The organism is Gallibacterium melopsittaci, assembly GCF_042433085.1.
Classification (GTDB): domain Bacteria; phylum Pseudomonadota; class Gammaproteobacteria; order Enterobacterales; family Pasteurellaceae; genus Gallibacterium; species Gallibacterium melopsittaci.
The window spans coordinates 35,198-54,457 of sequence record NZ_JBHLWA010000027.1; the positions used below are offsets into that span (position 1 = coordinate 35,198).

The following is a 19,260-nucleotide window of genomic DNA, read 5'->3' on the forward strand; positions in this document are numbered from 1 at the left end:
CTCAGAAATCTAAACAATGCGATAAAGAAAAACTAAAGCGTAATTTTCCTGCTGCTGGTAAGCGATATTCTGGATGCACTTCTGCTCCCCAACTATCATCACCACCAATCCCCATTTGTTTAGCGGCAATGGTAACAACGGTATAGTGGCTATTTGGTAATTCATAATGATGCTGTGCTTGTTCTAATTCAAAAGCAGTGTAAGGCAAGAAATTACACTCTAATGGTTGATCAACTGCACTCACCTTGAATCCTTTGGTTTTTCCCTTGTTATAACATTGTACCCAACGTACGCCAGTTCGATTGCCCGTTTCTTGCGGAATACTATAAGGTGCATAATTTTCTTGAACACTATTATGGAAAATACCTAATCTTGCTCCCGAACAACGATCTTGATAGTTTTCTGCTGGCCCTAACGCATACCAACTAAGTTGTTGATAATCCATATCAGTACGGAACGTCAATGCAAATGTTGGTAAATCTGGTAATCCTGTTTCTCCTTGATATTCACAATGCACCATTATTTCACCTGATGGTGATACTTGATAAATCACGCTTACACTCAGTTGCTGATAAATCGGATAAATATAACAAAAGCGTACCTCTACTCGTCCATCATCTAACAGTTGCCACTCCATTGCACGACAACGAGCAGATAGACTCGCCATTAACCAATACCCAGCCTTAAAACGGCGTGCTGTACCACGATCATTATCCGTCGTTGCCCGCCAAAAGATCGGCATTGGTGGGGTTTTAATCACTTCTTTACCATGATAGATCAACGAAATTAGGCTGCCTTCTTGTCGAGAAAATAGTACTGAAAAATGATCCCCAATAACGCCAAGATTAATATCACCATTCACAACTTTTAATTTTGTTGATATCGGTAAACATTGAGAACTTTCTTGCGTAACACGAAAGATTGTTTGACCAAAAGCAAGTTCTGTATCTGCTGCCGCCCATAAAGTTTGTTGTTTTAAATGTGCGGTTACTTGGACACAATACTCACCAGCTTGCTGCAATGTTTCTGCTTGCCAATTTAAGCTAATCTCTTGTTCTGTTAAGGCTGGAATCGCTGCTTCAAATCTAATTTGTTGTTGTGTTTTACCATTCAACAGTAGATGAGCAACAAAATAATATTCTGATGTATCAATAAAACAGTTGTCATTGCGAATCAGCACAGTAGCCTGTGTAGGCGTAATCTTGATGTTTTGATACAGGAATTTTATTTCTTGCATTTTTGGTGAAAGTGTCCGATCCGCAAAGATCACACCATTACAACAGAAATTACGATCTGTTGGACGATCGTCAAAATCTCCACCATAAGCAAGGTATGTTTTACCATAACGATCTTGTTGTAATAATCCTTGATCAATGAAATCCCAAATAAATCCTCCTTGATACTGAGGATATTTTTCTAATGTAATATATTTGTGTAAATTTCCATTTGAGTTTCCCATCGCATGGCTAAATTCACAACTGATATAAGGTTTGGCGGGACTTTGCTGCAAATAGGCTTCAATTTCATCTGGTTTTGCATACATACGGCTTTCCATATCACTAATTTGATCAAATTCACGACAATGGAAAACACCTTCATAATGAACTAAACGATAAGGATCTTGTGAACGAAAATAGTTCGCTACATTTAATAATACTTCACCTGCATAAGATTCATTACCACAAGACCAAATTAAAATGGATGGATGATTTTTATCACGTTCATACATTGATTTAGCTCGATCTAATACGATCTCATTCCAGCGTAAATCACTCCCTGGAATATTCCAAGATGGTTCAACTTTCCCCATTTTTTGCCAAGAACCATGCGTTTCAAGATTCATTTCATCAATCAAATAAATGCCATACTGATCACAAAGTTCATACCATAAGGATTGGTTTGGATAATGTGAAGTACGCACAGCATTCACATTATGTTGTTTCAACGTTTTAATATCCCATAACATATCTTCTTTAGTGATTGCCCGACCTCGTTCACAATTAAATTCGTGTCGGTTAATCCCTTTAAACATAATACGTTTACCATTCAATAACATCACACCGTCTTTCAATTCAAAACGGCGTAAACCGATCTGCTGTGGAATGACTTCAATCACTTGTTGTTGCTGATCCAAGATGGTTACATATAATTGATAGAGATACGGTGATTCCGCACTCCAAAGTTGTGGCTGTGCTACGGTTAAGGATAATTCACAATAAGGTGCGATTGTTGATGTTTCTACTTCTGCAACTAAAAGCCCATTTTGATCATATAGCGTAGCTTTAATGTTTTTTTGGACTGCTGTATCCGACCAAATTTCACCTTTAATTTGAATCGTTGCTTCGGTTAAATCTTCAGTTACTAAAGTTTTACAATCTAAATCATATAAATGAATTTCTGGAATAGTATAAAGATAAACATCTCGAAAAATACCAGAGAAACGCCAAAAATCCTGATCTTCTAACCAACTTCCTGTACTACGTTGATAAACTGCAACGGCTAATTTATTCTCTCCTGACCGTAGATATGGCGTTAAATTAAATTCTGCTGGGGTAAAGGAGTCTTCACTATAACCAATAAATTGCCCGTTCAACCAAACAAAAAATGCTGTTTCAACACCTTGAAATGAGATAAATACTGGTTGCTGTTGCCAATCTGATGGTAGAGAAAAATATTTCACATAGCTACCCACGGCATTCTCTTGCGGAATCGCTGGTGGTCGAATATCTGCATTACCGTCCCATGGATACATCGTATTGACATAGTGTGGTTTAGCAAAACCTTGTAATTGAATATGTCCTGGTACAGTAATTGTCTGCCAACTACGATTATCATACTCAGCTAAATAGAATTGTTCTGGTTGTAATTGCGGATTCTTCGCATAATGAAAGAACCAATCACCATTTAATGAATAACGCATCTCCATATCGACTCGACGTTGTGCGTCAAGCAATGTGGTGTAATAGCAATGATCTGAATGTGCTTTTAAGCGATTAACAGCAAAAATGGCTGGATCAGACAACCATTGCAAACTAGGCTGTGAATTTGGCATAGATTCTCCTTAATTCCTGTACTATCACATCTATCGCAGTAATATTTGCCACAGAATCATCCTCTTTTATTATTTTTTTCGCAATCAACTTTGATCAATTTTCGCTTTTAATCATAAAAATTTCATACTGTTTAAACTTTCAACGAATTAAGCCGAAAAAAAGTACATTTTTTCTGCATAAAATCACATTTAGTGCTTCACTATTACTATAAAAGTGCGTATGATAAGCGACCGTTTCAGTCCCAAAGACTGGCGATTTTGTCATCATCAATTAATCCATAAAAGAACAAAAAACGATAGGTAGTAATAGGTAATAAGTGTGCAGATTGGTCAATTTATTTTGAAAAATCCCGTTATCTTAGCACCTATGGCTGGGATCACTGATCTTCCTTTTCGGCGGATTTGTTCTGAATATGGTGCGGCATTAACTTTCTCTGAAATGATGTCCACTAATCCTGATGTATGGCATACCGAAAAATCTAAATTACGTTTAGCCCATCATCCACAAATTGGTATCAATGCCGTGCAAATTGCTGGCAGTGACCCAGATGAAATGGCGCAAGCAGCACAGGTTAATGTCGGTTACGGCGCAGAAATTATTGATATTAATATGGGATGTCCTGCCAAGAAAGTGAATAAAAAATTGGCAGGTTCTGCATTATTACAATATCCAGATCTGGTCGCTAAAATTTTAAAAGCCGTGGTAAACGCTGTTGATGTTCCTGTAACGTTAAAAATAAGAACTGGTTGGGATCAACAACATCGAAATTGCAGTTTGATCGCTAAAATTGCAGAAGATGCTGGTATTCAAGCACTTACTATTCATGGGCGGACACGAGCCTGTTTATTTAATGGTGAGGCAGAATACGACAGTATTAAAGCAGTCAAACAGGCTGTATCAATTCCCGTTATTGCCAATGGCGATATTGATTCGGCAAGCAAAGCCAGAGAGGTTTTAGAATATACAGGCGCAGATGCTGTAATGCTTGGGCGTGGGACACTAGGAAACCCATGGATTTTTCGAGAAATTACCGAATTATTAGAGAAGAACAGATCAATATCTGACTTACCCTTTTCTGAAAAGAAAGCAACTATTTTGCAGCATATCGCTGAGCTCCATCAGTTTTATGGTGCAGAAAAAGGTTATCGTATCGCACGTAAACATGTTGCTTGGTATGTCGATCATTTATGTTCAGGCTCTGATTTTAAGCGTACTTTTAATACATTAACTGATCCTAATGATCAGTTAGCTGCATTAGAAGAATTTTTGTGTTCAATCCGACTTACGTCGTAATCATAATAAAGTAAATAAAGGAAAAAAATGTTCGAACAACGTAGCACTGCTGAAGCATTAACAGTATCAACGTTAAATGCACAAGCTCAAGTAACTAATAAACCATTACGTGATTCTGTAAAACAAGCATTAAAGAACTATTTAGCACAACTAAATGGACAAGATGTTAATGATCTTTATGAATTAGTCTTAGCAGAAGTTGAGCATCCAATGTTAGATATGGTTATGCAATATACTCGTGGTAACCAAACTCGCGCTGCAACAATGTTGGGCATTAACCGTGGCACCTTACGCAAAAAACTAAAAAAATACGGTATGGGCTGATTAAATCTCATCATTAATTAAAAAGATCACTTTGCTCCTAAGTTCTCCTTTACTTAGGAGCAATTTTTTTATGGTGATAATTTCCTCTTTTAGCTGCTATTATTCTATCGTAATCCTATCTTTATTCTTTTCAAACGTTGCAGCACCAATACCTTTCACTTCTGTTAACTGCTCTAATGAAACAAAAGGACCATGTTGCTCACGATATTCTACAATCGCTTGTGCTTTTTTGGCACCAATACCAACTAATCCTTGTTGTAGCTGCTCTGCTGTTGCGGTATTAAGATTAATTTTATCACTTTGATTGACTGGAACTTGAGCTTGCATTGTTTCTGGTTGAGTTGTTGTCTCTGTTGTCGCCAAAGATAATGGCGAAAATAAAATTGATAAACAACTTCCCAGTAGAATAAAAAGATATTTTAGTTTCATAAATTACCTCAAATTAATTAATAACCATAGAATGTCATATATAATGACGTAAACATTGTGTGAAACAATTAAGGTAGAAACGATATTGAGGTATGAAAAATGGAATGAAGATCGCAAAAAATAAATTTAATAAAAAATGCCTAACATTTTACATATTAGGCATTTTTTATCATTGATATAATTATTATCTAAATAATTGACTAAAACCAATTCCACAGATCGTAAAACTATCAACAATCTTATTTTCTTTAATAAGGTTAATAATATTATCAATACTTTCCCATTTAAAATCTTCTATATTTTCTTCTTTTTGCAAATGAATTTCTGGTAAAGATTGTTTAATTTCAATTAAATAAAATGGTGTCATTGTTGCCATAATAGAAGAACTTACAGCAACTTCGCCTAATTTTTTAATTGAGTCCACAGTAGGATTAAAAATAACGCCTGTTTCTTCAAATAATTCTCTAATCGCACACTCTTCTAAAGTTTCCCCTTTTTCTACATAACCTCTAGGAAATTCCAGACTCATTCGGTTAATACCATATCGATAATTATTAATTAATAATAATCTATCCTCAAACTTACAAATAGCAACTGCTCCTGGGTAATCAGTTTCTTTTTCAATTAAACGAATATGTTCAAAAGATTTATTAGTTACCTCATCTACTACATTATTATTTTGTAACTCTAAATATTTATTCTTAAATATAGTATTAATTTTTATTGTCTTTAACACTTGCTTTTACTCCTATTAATAAATTTTTTGACTCAGCTACTCCAAGTAACCTCGTTTTTGGTAAGAGATATGATATTGCTTTATGTGCAGCACTTATACCCCTATCACTTGCCTCATTTAATAGTTCATCTACAAGATAATTTACAATACCAGTTGGGTTACTTACCAAGTCTAAAATTTCTATTTTTGATTTAATTTTTTTAACTGTTTTGTATAAATTATAAGCTGTTATTAATAATCCACTCGTAGCATAAGAATCAAATAACTTTTCATATATAATATCTAAGGCATCTATACTTTTATATCTAAAGATTTCACCTTCTTTGATAAAAGAACTATTATAGGAAATATCTATAATATCTGTTTTTAACTTTTCTTTCAAAATGACTGCATATTCAGAAAATTCTTGTGCTAACATATTCTCTAGCAAATGATAGATCTGCGATCTATTTTTAATCTCAGCATTACTTTCAATCAGTTCTCTAAATTGTTGCAATGACTCAATATATATGTTTTTAAGATTTTCATCCATTTCTGAAAATTTACTCATATCTGCCAACATATAATTTGATCTGTTCAACAATGATGTTCTTAGATCTAAAACAGCATTATCATTTCTTATTTTAAAAATATTAGATCCAGTTTCATTATAAATATATTTAACAAATTCATTTAATGCTATTAATTTCTGATGAATTTTTTCTTTCATTACAGGATCATTTTCTATATCCTGCTTAGTTAAATTATATGAACTAAATAAATAATGTTCTCTTAATTTTTCATAATAATATCGTTCAAAAGGATTTTCTCCAGAATTAAAATCAAAATATCCATCTTCAATAAAATTATTATAAATGTGAACATTAATATAATATTCTAACCCTGCTTTCTCCTTTTCTTTCACCTTTTTCGCAAAGAACTTCTTTACTTTATGATCTAAAATAACATCTTCAAATCCCTGACTGTCAAAAATCATATTAGGATTCATCCCTATACTTTTTGCCATCAAAATGCCTGATTTAAAGCGTCTTGTGTAATTCACACTATTATAAGTAGAATTAACACTATCGCAGTCTGCCACGTATAAATTTGCTCGAAATAATTCTTTCATAAAAGATATCCTTAATTAAATGGAAATTAGATGAATACTTAGTTAACTGCAATAGTACATATTACTGATATCTTATGATTAAGATAAATAATATAAATCTAAAATAACTTACTCAATATAATCTCTTTTAAGAATACCAAAAATGAAAACATCCAATCAATAAATTTGATTGGATGTCCATATATATTATTCATTATTATTTTTTACACTGTTTCTCCATAAATTGCACAGCAAGATCTGGAAAATCTGTAAATAATCCTGTTGCTCCAGCTTTATTATATAAAGCATCATACATTTCATTTACATCTTTCATATATTTCGGAAGAGCATCTTTTCGAACAGTATAAGGATGTAGTTCTAATTTTTGTTTTGCAATTTCTTTTACCATTGGAGTATATTGGATATTACCTAAAGTTGATTTCTCATCATCAACCAGCATATACCAACCTGGACCAATACCATCCGCATATTTAGCAATTTCTGCAATAGCACCTGGCTTAAACATCCAATCATAATCATAGTTTACCCATTTACCTTGTGCATTTTTTTCTTCCGTTTCATGCCAATCAGTATATGCGACAAGCTGAACTAATTTAAGATCCATCCCTAATTGTGGTTCTAATTCAGTCTTAATACGCTTTAACTCATTGAAATCAAATGTTTGAAGATAAACTCTGTCAGTTTTACTGGTATATCCATATTTTTTCAATACTTTTAATGTTGCTAAAGCAATATCTTTGCCTTCTTGATGATGCAACCATGGTGCTTTTATTTCTGGGTAAATACCAATTTTTTTACCTGTTGATTTTTCTAAACCTTGAATAAATTCAATCTCTTCTTCAAAAGTATGGATTTTAAAGTTTGATTTCCACATTGGGAAACGCTCTGGATATACTTGTACCTGTTTACCGTTTTCCACTTTAAAGTTTTCTGTCATATTTAAACTTTTAATTTCAGCTAAAGTGAAATCCATTACATAATATTTCCCATCTTTACGATGACGATTTGGAAATTTCTTTGCAACATCAGTTAGACCATCAAGAAAATGATCATGAATAACAACTAAGTGATTATCTTTAGTCATCACCAAATCTTGCTCTAAATAATCAGCATTTTGTCCAAAAGCTAACGCTTTAGATTCTAAAGTATGTTCTGGTAAATAACCGCTTGCACCACGGTGAGCAATAACTAATTTATGTTCGCATGAAACAATCTGTGTTGTAGATTGTGTTGCACACCCTGCCAGGACGCCAGTCCCCATTAATGCAGTAATAAGACATTTTAATTTCATAATTGATCTCCTAAATAATAGATATAAAAAAGGCGATAAACCAAGTTATCGCCTTATTGAAGTTATTAATTGCCGTATCGATCTTCACGAGCAATTTTGGCTTTATGTTTGCCTTCTTCTACCATTGTGATTAACATCAACACACATGCTAATACTGAACCACCAATCATGACATAGAAACCACCGTCCCAGCCATAAGTATCAGATGCCCAACCAACAACCGCACTCGCTGCTACTGTACCACCAAGATAACCAAATAAACCTGTAAATCCTGCTGATGTACCAGCTGCTTTCTTCGGTGCTAATTCAAGCGCATGTAAACCAATTAACATTACAGGACCATAAATTAAGAAACCAATTGTTGTCATCAAAATAAAGTCCATTAATTGATATGGATTTTTATACCAAGGTAAGTTTGCATATTGCGCTAATTCATCTTGTGGTGTTGCTGGATTCAACCAGAAAACAATAACGGCAATAGTGACTAACACCATAAATACGAAACCAGTTAAACCACGTTTACCTTTGAATACTTTGTCAGATACCCAACCACAAAGTAATGTACCTGGAATTGCTGCGAATTCATAAATCGCATAAGCAGATGCTGTACCTTTAATATCAAAGTGTTTTACTTCACCAAGATAAACTGGTGACCATTTTAAAATACCGTAACGAATGAGATAAACGAAAACGTTAGCAATAGCGATATACCAAAGTAAGCGATTCTTCAACACATAAGTAATGAAAATATCTTTGGTACTAAGATTATGTTCATAAGTTTTTTCATCATAATCTTCTGGATAATCGTTTTTATATTTTTCAATTGGCGGTAATCCACAAGATTGTGGAGTATCTTTCATTACAAAGAAAATAATAACCGCAGCAATCATTGCAGCAATACCAGGGTAATATAATGCTTCTTGCCATACATGACCGAATGTTACTTTCGCTACCTCAGGGTGATTTGCAGCATAAATAGAGCTTGCAATACCTACTAACACTGCTGGCATCATACCACCTAAATTATGGGCAGTATTCCAAATAGATACGATTGTTCCACGTTCTTTCTTTGACCACCAATGCACCATAGTACGTCCACAAGGAGGCCATCCCATACCTTGGAACCAACCATTAATAAACAAAATCACAAACATAATTAAAATGCCTGATGTTGCCCATGGAATTAGTCCCATCAATGTCATACATAAACCAGATAACGCTAAACCAAATGGTAAGAACATTTTCGGATTGGAACGGTCTGAAACGGCTGCCATAAAGAATTTTGATAAACCATATGCCAATCCTGGCGCGATACCGATAATACCTAACTCGGTCTTAGTATACATTCCAGCTTCAATTAATCCTTTTTGCGCCAAATCGAAATTACTACGCACAAAATAATAGGCTGCATAACCAAAGAAAATACCAAAAAATACTTGCCAACGTAACCGACGATACGTTGGGTCAATTTGTGCTTCCGGAAGCATTGGCTTCTCAGGAGCAGGTTTTAAAAAACCAAACATAATGTGATCCTCCAATTTTTTATAATAAAGACTCAAAAGACTCCATATATAAAATATCACAAAACCGTACTATTGTTATCGAGATGATTAATTATTTGTGAGCGTTATCACAAATAATTTTGTTTTTTTATTTTCTTATCCTCACTTTTTACATAAAAAAGCACAACAAACGCTCAAATTATTATAAAAATAAGCGTTTTTAGTGAAATTTTTAGCGAAAACCAATAAAAAAGAAAGAAGACAAAAAATAGGCTAACCTCTTGGTTAGCCTATAATATTAAATTAAAAGTAATAAAAAGATTGTTATTTCAAAGTCTTAGCTAGTTGTAATAAATATTGTTTAAATTCATTACCTAATTTTGGATGATGTAAACTATATTCTACAAATGCTTGCATATAACCAATCTTATCACCACAGTCGAAGGTTATTCCCTTCATCGTGAAAGCTTCTACTGTTTCTTGTTTAATCAAAAGATCGATTGCATCAGTTAATTGAATTTCATCTCCAACACCAACTGGTGTTCTAGCAAGAAGATCCCAAATCGCTGCAGAAAAAACATAACGCCCTACTACTGCATAATTTGATGGTGCTGCTTCTACACTTGGTTTTTCAACGATATTATGAATGACTGCATTTTCATTTACATTTAAATCTACACTGCCACAATCCACAATACCGTAACTAGACACATCTTCTTGTGCAACTGGAGCAACCATAATTTGACTTGCTTTTGTTTCATTAAAACGTTTGATCATTGCTGCTAAATTATCTTTCTTCTGATCAGCACTGAATTCAGCCAAAATGACATCAGGTAATACTACTGCAAATGGTTCATTACCAACCAAAGCACGTCCACATAACACAGCATGTCCCAATCCTTTTGCATACCCCTGACGCACATGCATAATAGTCACATCTTTAGGGCAAATAGAACGAACTTCATCTAATAGTTGACGTTTTACCCGTTTTTCTAGCATTGTTTCTAGTTCAAATGAGGTATCAAAGTGGTTCTCGATTGCATTCTTTGAAGAGTGAGTAACTAAAATAATTTCTTTAATCCCAGCGGCCACACATTCATTAACAATGTATTGAATTAATGGCTTATCTGCGATAGTTAACATCTCTTTCGGAATTGCTTTAGTTGCGGGTAACATTCTTGTACCTAAACCTGCAACAGGGATAATTGCTTTCATGCTTTTTCCTTTTTCTCTAAAAATCAGATAGAAATAACCGCACAAATGTGCGGTTACCTAAATTATACCCTTTCAGGGAAAATTGCTATTGACGCAATAATGCTAAAACTTCAGCGGTTTTTTCTTCCATTAAAGCTTTATCGCTTCGAGTTTCTAAATTTAAACGAACAACTGGTTCAGTATTAGATGAACGTAAATTGAAACGCCAATTTGGATATTCAATACTAATACCATCTAAATCACTTACACTAACAGCATTTGGTGCATAGGCATTCTTCACACGTTCAATTGCTGCTTTTGCATCAGTTAATTTACTGTTAATTTCACCTGGTGATGGGAATGTCTCTACACTATTACCAACTAATTCACCTAATGTTTTACCTGTAGTACAAAGTAATTCAGTTACTAATAACCACGGAATCATACCACTATCACAATAGAAGAAATCACGGAAATAATGGTGTGCACTCATTTCACCACCATAAACCGCATCTACACTACGCATTTTTTCTTTAATGAAAGAGTGGCCAGATTTTGACATTACTGCCTCACCACCGTTTTCAGCCACAATTTTTTCGGTATTCCAAATTAAGCGTGGATCATAAATGATTTTTGCACCAGGCATCTTTTGTAAGAATGCTTGCGATAACAATCCTACAATATAATAACCTTCAATGAATTCGCCTTTTTCATCGAACAAGAAACAACGGTCGAAATCTCCGTCAAAAGCAATACCCATATCTGCTTTATGTTTCAATACAGCATCAATTGTATCTTGACGGTTTTCATGTAGTAATGGATTAGGAATACCATGCGGGAAAGTACCATCTGGTTCATTATGCACTTTCACAAATTCAACTGGCACTTGTTTTTGCTTAAAGACAGCTTCAATTTTATCAATGATTGGACCTGCTGCACCATTTCCTGAGTTAATAACTAATTTAAGCGGTTTTAACTTACTTAAATCAATATATGAAAGTAAATGCGCAACATAATCATCTACAACTGAAAGTTGCTTATATTCTCCTCGTTTGGTTACTTCAGGGAAATTATTCTCTTCTGCTAAACGTTGAATATCTTTTAAGCCAGTATCACCACTAATTGGACGAGAACCTTCACGCACTAATTTCAATCCATTGTAATCCATTGGGTTATGACTTGCTGTTACTTCGATTCCACCATCAGTCTTTAAAAATGAGGTTGCAAAATAGATTTCTTCTGTTCCAGTTTGCCCAAGATCAATAACATCTACTCCTGAGTCTAATAAACCATTTGCGACAGCACTTTTTAACTCTTTACTTGTCAGGCGCACATCTCCACCTACAACAATGCTCTTTGGTTTTAAATATTGTCCAAAGGCTCGCCCAATTCGATAAGCAATATCTGCATTTAGCTCATCGCCTAATCGTCCACGAATATCGTAGGCTTTAAAGCAGGTTATTTTCTCCATGTTTTACCTCATTTTTATGTTGTCAAAATTATTCTTTATCTTGCTCTTTTAATTGAGCTTCTTTTACCTTGTGGTAAATTTCTTCGCGATAAATTGCAATATCCTTTGGTGCATCTACGCCAATTTTGACTTGGTTTCCTCGTATTTCTAACACACTGATCGTAATATCATCACCGATTAACAATTTCTCATCCATTTTTCGAGTCAGAATTAACATAATTCACTCCTTATCCTGTATTTATATTATCGAAATTTATCAATCTCTACTTTCAGATAGGTTCATTGTTAACGAGGAAATTCACCTCCATTTATTAGGAGGTGAAATTTGTTATAGCTTATCCGCTAACCAACTTTGCGCAAAGGCTAATGCTTCGTTTAATTTTTCAGGCTCATTACCACCAGCCATTGCCATATCTGGACGGCCACCGCCTTTGCCACCGACAAATTGTGCTAATAAATTCACTAATTCTCCAGCTTTTACTTTATTAGTCACATCTTGGGTAACACCAACGATAAGATTGACCTTTTCACCTTGTGCTGCACCAAAAACAATAACAGCGGAACCAAGTCTATTTTTCAGATCATCTACCATCAAACGTAATGATTTTGGTTCAACACCATCTACTGCTTCTACTACTACTTTAACACCATTTAACTCTTGAGCTTGTTGCGCTAGATCAGAAACTGCTTGAACAGCCGATTTTTCTTTCAACTGTTGCAACTCTTTCTCTAATTTTTTCGCTCTATCTTGTAATTGTTGGATTTTTTCCACAACCGATAAAACATCTGACTTCAAGAGTTCAGCACTTTGTGTTAATAGTGCTTGTTGTGCCAATACAGCATTAAATGCTTCCTCACCTGTTACTGCTTCAATACGGCGAGTTCCTGCTGCAATCGCACTTTCTGAAACAATTTTGAAGAAACCAATATCTCCAGTACGTTTTACATGGATACCACCACAAAGCTCAACAGAGAAATCACCCATCGTAATGACACGAACTTCATCACCATATTTCTCACCAAAGAGCGCCATTGCCCCTTTTGCTTTAGCAGATTCAATATCCATCACTTCAACAGTAACTGGATGATTTGCACGAATTTGTTCATTCACTAAACGCTCAATTTCGGCAATTTGTGCTTTTGTAATAGCTTCTGGTTGAGAAAAGTCGAAACGCAATACTTTATCAGAAACTAAAGAACCTTTTTGTGCAACGTGTGTACCTAATACTTGACGTAATGCTGCATGTAATAAGTGTGTTGCAGAGTGATTCAATGAAGTAGCTTGACGACGTTTAGCATCTACGACTGCATTCAAGGTTTGCCCAACTTTAATTTGTCCTTTCTCAAGCTCACCAATATGTCCAAATACTTGTCCATATTTTTGCGTATCTTTCACTTGGAATAACACACCCGCATTTTCTAATACGCCGCTATCCCCAACTTGACCGCCTGATTCAGCATAGAATGGTGTATTTTCAAGGATAATGACTGCACTTTGTCCAGCATTCACTTCATCAACTTGTTTACCATCGATAAAAATTGCCGATACTTTCGCTAAACTTTCAACTTCACTATATCCCTCAAAGGTAGTTACACCTTCAACACGGATCAGATTGTTATAATCCATACCAAATTGGCTTGCGGCTTGAGCTCGTTCACGTTGTGCATCCATTTCACGATTAAAACCATCTTCATCAATCGTAATATTGCGTTCACGACACACATCTGCGGTTAAATCAAGTGGGAAACCATAGGTATCATAAAGTTTAAATGCTACTTCACCAGAAAGAACATTACCTTGTAAAACAGCTAATTCTGAATCTAATAACGCTAAACCACGTTCTAATGTTCTCGCAAATTGTTCTTCTTCTAAGCGTAATAATTTTTCAACGTGTGCTTGTTTTGCTTTGATAATTTCACCAGCTTGTGCCATCACTTCAATTAAAGTTGGCACTAATTTATAGAAGAAAGTTTCTTTCGCACCAAGTAAATGTCCATGACGTACTGCACGACGAATAATACGACGCAAGACATAACCACGACCTTCGTTAGATGGATAAACACCATCCGCAATTAAATAGGCACAAGAACGAATATGGTCAGAAATAACACGTAATGATTTGTTGGTTAAATCTTTTTCACCAGTAATTTCTGCCGTTTTAGCAATCAATACTTTGAAAATATCAATGTCATAATTTGAATTAACGTGTTGTAAAACTGCACTAATTCTTTCTAATCCCATCCCAGTATCAACAGATGGTTTTGGTAATTTTTCCATTGTGCCATCTGCTAGGCGGTTATATTGCATAAAGACCACGTTCCAGATCTCGATATAACGGTCACCATCTTCTTCTGGTGATCCTGGAGGACCGCCCCAAATATGATCGCCGTGATCGTAGAAAATTTCAGTACATGGGCCACACGGACCAGTATCCCCCATTTGCCAGAAATTATCTGACGCATAAGGTGCTCCTTTATTATCACCAATACGAATAATGCGTTCTGCTGGAACACCAACTTCTTTATGCCAAATGTCATATGCTTCATCATCAGTTTCATAGACAGTTACCCATAATTTTTCTTTTGGTAACCCTAACCATTGTGATGAAGTTAAAAATTCCCATGCATAATGAATAGCATCTTTTTTAAAGTAATCACCAAAACTAAAATTTCCTAGCATTTCAAAGAAAGTATGGTGACGTGCGGTATAACCAACATTTTCAAGATCGTTATGCTTACCGCCTGCCCGCACACAGCGTTGTGCAGTTGTCGCACGATGATAAGCACGTTTATCTACGCCTAAGAAAACATCTTTAAATTGGTTCATCCCTGCATTGGTAAACAACAATGTTGGATCGTTTTCTGGCACTAAGGAGCTGCTTGCTACAATCTGATGTCCTTTACTATGAAAGAAATCTAGGTAAGCTTGTCTAATTTCTGCCGTTGTTTTCATAAAAATCCTATTAATTTTAAAAGAAAATTTTTCTTTTATATGTACTACAAAATTTCACAACTTCTTGAAGAGAAAGGAGAGGAGAAACTTGTACTCTACTGATAAAATAAACGCTGCTTATTTTTGCATATTTTTCTATTTTATTGAATGTAGAATAGATATTTTCAGAGAAAATTCTTACCTAACACTTAATGAAAACAAAATCTCACTAATAATAATCTTGCCAAAAAATACTCCATACGAGTTATATTAGCGCAATCTATTCCTTAATTTAGTGCGTTACCTCTCAAAAATGAGATCTTTTTCTCAAAAGTCATTACTTTCTATTTTGAATCTTTGTTAGAGCGAGGAACACCCTGCCAACGTTCTGCTTCTGGATATGCTATTCCTAATGAATCTAACATTTTGGTTGTTTGTTGACGGATCAGTTCATCTATTGATTGTGGTGGATGATAAAACGCAGGAATAGGCGGGATAATATGTGCCCCTAATTTAGCCAATTTAGTTAAATTTTCTAAATGAATCACACTTAATGGTGTTTCCCTCGGTACAATAATTAATTTTCGTTGTTCCTTTAAGGTTACATCCGCAGCTCGCCCAATTAAACTATCATGAAAACCACACGCAATTCCAGCCACTGTTTTCATACTTGCTGGCACAATTACCATAGCATCAATCAAATAAGAACCCGATGCAATAGTCGCTGCCATATCATGATTGTTATAATGATAATCCATCAAATCATATAACTCAGATAACTTCATTGTTGTTTCAATACGTAAGTTTTCTCTTGCCCATTGACTAACAACACCATGAATTTCAATATCACTACTTAATCTGCGTAGCGTTTTTAACAAGTCAATTGCATACACTACGCCAGACGCACCTGAAATACCGACAATAATGCGTTTTCCCATCTTTTTTCTCCACGTGAATTATTCACATCATTTAGCGTTATATCATAACAAATAAATCTAAAACGCACCGTTGTTATCACGATTTCTCTTCTATCCTGATACCATTTCAACAAAATTTAGATTTTTTCATCTTTTTTTAGTATCAACTATTGATTTAATTTATTTTATAGAGTAATTAATTAATCCTTGTCAAAAAAACACAGCATTTATTTCAAAATTAACTAATGAGGGTATAACAATGAAAAAAGTCGGTTTTATCGGTTGGCGTGGTATGGTCGGTTCAGTCTTAATGGATCGTATGCAACAAGAACAAGATTTCGTTAATATCACACCAACTTTCTTTACCACATCTCAAGCTGGGCAACCAGCCCCAACATTCGCAGGCAAAGATGCCGGCGTTTTACTCAATGCTTATGATATTGATGCATTAAAACAACAAGAAATTATCGTAACTTGTCAAGGTGGTGATTACACCAATGAAATTTATCCAAAATTACGTGCAACAGGTTGGGACGGCTACTGGGTTGATGCAGCGTCTGCACTTCGTATGGAAAAAGATGCGATTATCGTGCTTGATCCTGTAAACCAACATGTTATTGATAAAGGATTAAAAGAAGGTATTAAAACCTATGTCGGTGGTAACTGTACTGTAAGCTTAATGTTAATGGCATTAGGTGGCTTATTCGAACGTGATTTAGTTGAATGGGTATCGGTTGCAACTTACCAAGCTGCAAGTGGTGCTGGTGCAAAAAATATGCGTGAACTCCTCGTACAAATGGGACAACTTCACGGTGTTGTTGAAGCAGAATTAAAAGATCCAGCTTCTTCTATTTTAGATATTGAACGTGCCGTAACCGCAAAAATGCGTGCTGATGATTTCCCAACTGATAACTTTGGTGCTGCATTAGGCGGTAGCTTAATTCCTTGGATTGATAAACTCCTCGAAAGTGGTCAAACCAAAGAAGAGTGGAAAGGATATGCAGAAACCAACAAAATTCTTGGTTTATCCGATAATCCTGTGCCGATTGATGGTTTATGTGTACGCATTGGCGCATTACGCTGCCACAGCCAAGCTTTCACCATTAAAATGAAGAAAGACTTACCATTAGCTGAAATCGAACAAATTCTTGCTTCACATAATGAATGGGTGAAAGTGATTCCAAATGACAAAGAAACGACTTTACGCGAATTAACACCTGCGAAAGTAACAGGCACATTAAGTGTTCCAGTTGGTCGTTTACGTAAACTGAATATGGGACCTGAATATTTAGCGGCATTCACCGTTGGTGACCAACTACTTTGGGGTGCTGCAGAACCAATCCGCCGCATCTTAAAACAATTAGTTGCGTAATAACTTGAATCACTCTAGCTCGCTCTTCTTGGGCGAGCTTTTTTATTTATTGCTTTATGACTGAAAATAATATTGAAACTCACCCACTTAAACCCTTTTTACCTACCAATGCCACATTACTTATGTTAGGTAGCTTTCCACCACCAAAACATCGTTGGAAAATGGACTTTTATTATCCAAATTTTCAAAATGATATGTGGCGGATTTATGGTTTAGTCTTTTTTGAAGATAAAGATTATTTTTTAAACGCCGATAAAACAGCATTTAATCAAGCAAAAATCGAGCAATTCTTACAACAAAAAGGTATCGCCGTTTTTGATAGTGGCTATAAAATCTTCCGTCAACAAGGCAATGCGTCTGATAAATTCTTACAAATTATTGAACCCGTGGATATTGTGAGTTTGTTAGGCAAAATTCCACAATGCCATACCATTATGACGGCTGGTGAGAAAGCAACGGAAACCTTACTTTCATTATTACCTACAACAATAAAAACACCTGCCACAGGAGAGAGTTGTGAATTTGAGCTAAACGGTCAATCCTATCGTTTATATCGCTTACCTTCTTCCTCTCGTGCCTATCCATTAGCACTGAGTAAAAAAGCTGAGATTTATCGGCAGTTTTTTACTAAAATTAAGTTAAAATAAATTTTTTCTTTTTTATCTGGAGGAACAAATGTATTGTAAAAATTGCGGGCATTCATTAACAGAAGAGCAAAACTATTGTAGTCATTGCGGTAAAATGCAAAATAGCATAGCTACGACTGATTCTTTTACCCCCCCCCTAATACTAAAAAACACAAATCTGACCCTACTTCTGCAATCAATAATGTAACATTACGAGATCGTTTATTAGCCTTATCTGCCGAGATTTATTTCAATTATTGGCTACTAATTATCATAATCCTCTCTTGGGTATTCCAATACTCTGATGTAATCAATAACAATGAAGAAATAAATGAAATCCTATTCGTAGTCTCTGCTATCTATTTTTTCATTGCCTTTATTGGTACTAGATTTCTGTTCTTTTATTTTAAAAGAAAAGGTTTTTTTGGCTATATTCTAGGACTAGCATTAAATAATCAGGATAGAACACCAATCTCACTTTTAAAATATATATTAAGGCTAATTCTTAAAAATATTATTTTATATTGTGTTTATCTACTTTTTTTATTTATAGCCACATTCTTTATTATATTTGATTTTATTACTAAGAAAACGGATATAATTACTGTCCTACTCGGTATTCTCCTTATCACAGGCGCACCTACCTTATTATATATATTTAGTTTTATTATTAAAAAAGAATATGCTCCTCATTTATTTTACGATAAATGGTTGAATATTTATGTTGAAAAAACGCCTGAGCCAAAATATGGTAGAGTATTCACTCATTCTTTTATTATTTTTAATATAATTCTTATTATCATCATTAAATTTGCAGCACCTTATGCCCAACAACATATAAATGCCAAAAATTGTATTAATTTTTTTGATAAACAAAATTTCCAACAGGCAATAACACCTTGTCTGAAAGTACATGATTCAACAGATAGTGGGATTCAATGGCGCTTAGGACTTCTATATGATTTAGGAAACGGTGTTAGACAAGACTATCAACAAGCTAAATACTATT

Annotated in this window: 16 protein-coding genes and 2 pseudogenes; 7 read left to right on the forward strand and 11 right to left on the reverse strand. The window is 34.8% G+C overall.

Annotation, left to right across the window (positions count from 1 at the left end; genetic code table 11):
* Position 1: 1 nt before the first annotated feature.
* The gene (lacZ, locus tag ACFFHT_RS05935) at positions 2–3,052 is read right to left on the reverse strand and encodes a beta-galactosidase, LacZ type (RefSeq protein ID WP_382374392.1); all 3,051 of its coding nucleotides are present in this window, start codon (positions 3,050–3,052) and stop codon (positions 2–4) included.
* Between the two features lie 319 nt (positions 3,053–3,371).
* On the opposite strand from lacZ, the gene dusB reads away from it, so the two are divergent.
* Both dusB and fis read left to right on the forward strand, forming a co-directional pair.
* Positions 3,372–4,346: a tRNA dihydrouridine synthase DusB gene (gene dusB, locus ACFFHT_RS05940; protein ID WP_382374394.1), complete on the forward strand. Its 975-nt coding sequence runs from the start codon at positions 3,372–3,374 to the stop codon at positions 4,344–4,346.
* Between the two features lie 27 nt (positions 4,347–4,373).
* On the forward strand, positions 4,374–4,670 hold the full coding sequence (fis, locus tag ACFFHT_RS05945) for a DNA-binding transcriptional regulator Fis (RefSeq protein ID WP_065234168.1): 297 nt from the start codon (positions 4,374–4,376) through the stop codon (positions 4,668–4,670).
* A gap of 99 nt (positions 4,671–4,769) precedes the next feature.
* Here the strand turns inward: fis and ACFFHT_RS05950 are convergent, their stop codons facing one another.
* The 10 genes from ACFFHT_RS05950 to ACFFHT_RS05995 all read right to left on the reverse strand — a co-directional run bounded on the left by ACFFHT_RS05950 (position 4,770) and on the right by ACFFHT_RS05995 (position 16,274).
* The gene (locus tag ACFFHT_RS05950; RefSeq protein WP_382374396.1) at positions 4,770–5,099 is read right to left on the reverse strand and encodes a ComEA family DNA-binding protein; all 330 of its coding nucleotides are present in this window, start codon (positions 5,097–5,099) and stop codon (positions 4,770–4,772) included.
* 184 nt (positions 5,100–5,283) lie between these two features.
* Positions 5,284–5,835: an NUDIX hydrolase gene (locus ACFFHT_RS05955; RefSeq protein ID WP_382374399.1), complete on the reverse strand. Its 552-nt coding sequence runs from the start codon at positions 5,833–5,835 to the stop codon at positions 5,284–5,286.
* Entirely contained in the window at positions 5,813–6,946 is a 1,134-nt protein-coding gene (locus tag ACFFHT_RS05960; RefSeq protein ID WP_382374401.1) for a hypothetical protein, read from the reverse strand. The genes ACFFHT_RS05955 and ACFFHT_RS05960 overlap by 23 nt, the downstream gene beginning before the upstream one ends.
* A 196-nt stretch (positions 6,947–7,142) precedes the next feature.
* Positions 7,143–8,237: a glycerophosphodiester phosphodiesterase gene (glpQ, locus tag ACFFHT_RS05965; protein WP_382374403.1), complete on the reverse strand. Its 1,095-nt coding sequence runs from the start codon at positions 8,235–8,237 to the stop codon at positions 7,143–7,145.
* 65 nt (positions 8,238–8,302) lie between these two features.
* Entirely contained in the window at positions 8,303–9,760 is a 1,458-nt protein-coding gene (gene glpT / locus ACFFHT_RS05970; RefSeq protein ID WP_382374405.1) for a glycerol-3-phosphate transporter, read from the reverse strand.
* A 303-nt stretch (positions 9,761–10,063) separates the two neighbouring features.
* Complete coding sequence (gene galU, locus ACFFHT_RS05975) at positions 10,064–10,954, reverse strand: UTP--glucose-1-phosphate uridylyltransferase GalU (protein WP_382374406.1); 891 nt, start codon at positions 10,952–10,954, stop codon at positions 10,064–10,066.
* Between the two features lie 85 nt (positions 10,955–11,039).
* A complete protein-coding gene (locus tag ACFFHT_RS05980; protein ID WP_382374408.1) occupies positions 11,040–12,404 on the reverse strand; it encodes a phosphohexomutase domain-containing protein in 1,365 nt (454 codons plus the stop codon).
* 28 nt (positions 12,405–12,432) lie between these two features.
* Entirely contained in the window at positions 12,433–12,621 is a 189-nt protein-coding gene (gene csrA, locus ACFFHT_RS05985) for a carbon storage regulator CsrA (RefSeq protein ID WP_382374410.1), read from the reverse strand.
* A gap of 111 nt (positions 12,622–12,732) precedes the next feature.
* On the reverse strand, positions 12,733–15,357 hold the full coding sequence (alaS, locus tag ACFFHT_RS05990) for an alanine--tRNA ligase (protein WP_382374412.1): 2,625 nt from the start codon (positions 15,355–15,357) through the stop codon (positions 12,733–12,735).
* A gap of 323 nt (positions 15,358–15,680) precedes the next feature.
* Positions 15,681–16,274, reverse strand: a complete 594-nt coding sequence (locus tag ACFFHT_RS05995; RefSeq protein WP_382374414.1) for a UbiX family flavin prenyltransferase — start codon at positions 16,272–16,274, stop codon at positions 15,681–15,683.
* Positions 16,275–16,512: 238 nt separating this feature from the next.
* On the opposite strand from ACFFHT_RS05995, the gene asd reads away from it, so the two are divergent.
* The 5 genes and pseudogenes from asd to ACFFHT_RS06020 form a co-directional block, all read left to right on the forward strand.
* Positions 16,513–17,625 (forward strand): aspartate-semialdehyde dehydrogenase, encoded by a 1,113-nt coding sequence (gene asd, locus ACFFHT_RS06000; protein ID WP_382374416.1) that lies wholly within the window; start codon positions 16,513–16,515, stop codon positions 17,623–17,625.
* 56 nt (positions 17,626–17,681) lie between these two features.
* Positions 17,682–18,272, forward strand: a complete 591-nt coding sequence (locus tag ACFFHT_RS06005; RefSeq protein WP_382374418.1) for a uracil-DNA glycosylase family protein — start codon at positions 17,682–17,684, stop codon at positions 18,270–18,272.
* A 28-nt stretch (positions 18,273–18,300) separates the two neighbouring features.
* The gene (locus tag ACFFHT_RS06010; RefSeq protein WP_382374419.1) at positions 18,301–18,459 is read left to right on the forward strand and encodes a zinc-ribbon domain-containing protein; all 159 of its coding nucleotides are present in this window, start codon (positions 18,301–18,303) and stop codon (positions 18,457–18,459) included.
* Positions 18,447–18,815, forward strand: a pseudogene (locus ACFFHT_RS06015) (RDD family protein); the annotation flags it as partial. The gene ACFFHT_RS06010 and the pseudogene ACFFHT_RS06015, both read left to right, overlap by 13 nt.
* A 147-nt stretch (positions 18,816–18,962) precedes the next feature.
* Positions 18,963–19,260, forward strand: a pseudogene (locus tag ACFFHT_RS06020) (hypothetical protein); the annotation flags it as partial.

Excerpts from the sequence above, each read along its gene's own strand:
- glpT (WP_382374405.1), bottom strand. The coding sequence starts at position 9,760 with ATGTTTGGTTTTTTAAAACCTGCTCCTGAGAAGCCAATGCTTCCGGAA.
- ACFFHT_RS05950 (WP_382374396.1), bottom strand. The coding sequence starts at position 5,099 with ATGAAACTAAAATATCTTTTTATTCTACTGGGAAGTTGTTTATCAATT.
- ACFFHT_RS06005 (WP_382374418.1), top strand. The coding sequence starts at position 17,682 with ATGACTGAAAATAATATTGAAACTCACCCACTTAAACCCTTTTTACCT.
- ACFFHT_RS05960 (WP_382374401.1), bottom strand. The coding sequence starts at position 6,946 with ATGAAAGAATTATTTCGAGCAAATTTATACGTGGCAGACTGCGATAGT.
- csrA (WP_382374410.1), bottom strand. The coding sequence starts at position 12,621 with ATGTTAATTCTGACTCGAAAAATGGATGAGAAATTGTTAATCGGTGAT.
- fis (WP_065234168.1), top strand. The coding sequence starts at position 4,374 with ATGTTCGAACAACGTAGCACTGCTGAAGCATTAACAGTATCAACGTTA.
- glpQ (WP_382374403.1), bottom strand. The coding sequence starts at position 8,237 with ATGAAATTAAAATGTCTTATTACTGCATTAATGGGGACTGGCGTCCTG.
- ACFFHT_RS06010 (WP_382374419.1), top strand. The coding sequence starts at position 18,301 with ATGTATTGTAAAAATTGCGGGCATTCATTAACAGAAGAGCAAAACTAT.
- alaS (WP_382374412.1), bottom strand. The coding sequence starts at position 15,357 with ATGAAAACAACGGCAGAAATTAGACAAGCTTACCTAGATTTCTTTCAT.
- ACFFHT_RS05980 (WP_382374408.1), bottom strand. The coding sequence starts at position 12,404 with ATGGAGAAAATAACCTGCTTTAAAGCCTACGATATTCGTGGACGATTA.
- asd (WP_382374416.1), top strand. The coding sequence starts at position 16,513 with ATGAAAAAAGTCGGTTTTATCGGTTGGCGTGGTATGGTCGGTTCAGTC.
- lacZ (WP_382374392.1), bottom strand. The coding sequence starts at position 3,052 with ATGCCAAATTCACAGCCTAGTTTGCAATGGTTGTCTGATCCAGCCATT.
- ACFFHT_RS05995 (WP_382374414.1), bottom strand. The coding sequence starts at position 16,274 with ATGGGAAAACGCATTATTGTCGGTATTTCAGGTGCGTCTGGCGTAGTG.
- galU (WP_382374406.1), bottom strand. The coding sequence starts at position 10,954 with ATGAAAGCAATTATCCCTGTTGCAGGTTTAGGTACAAGAATGTTACCC.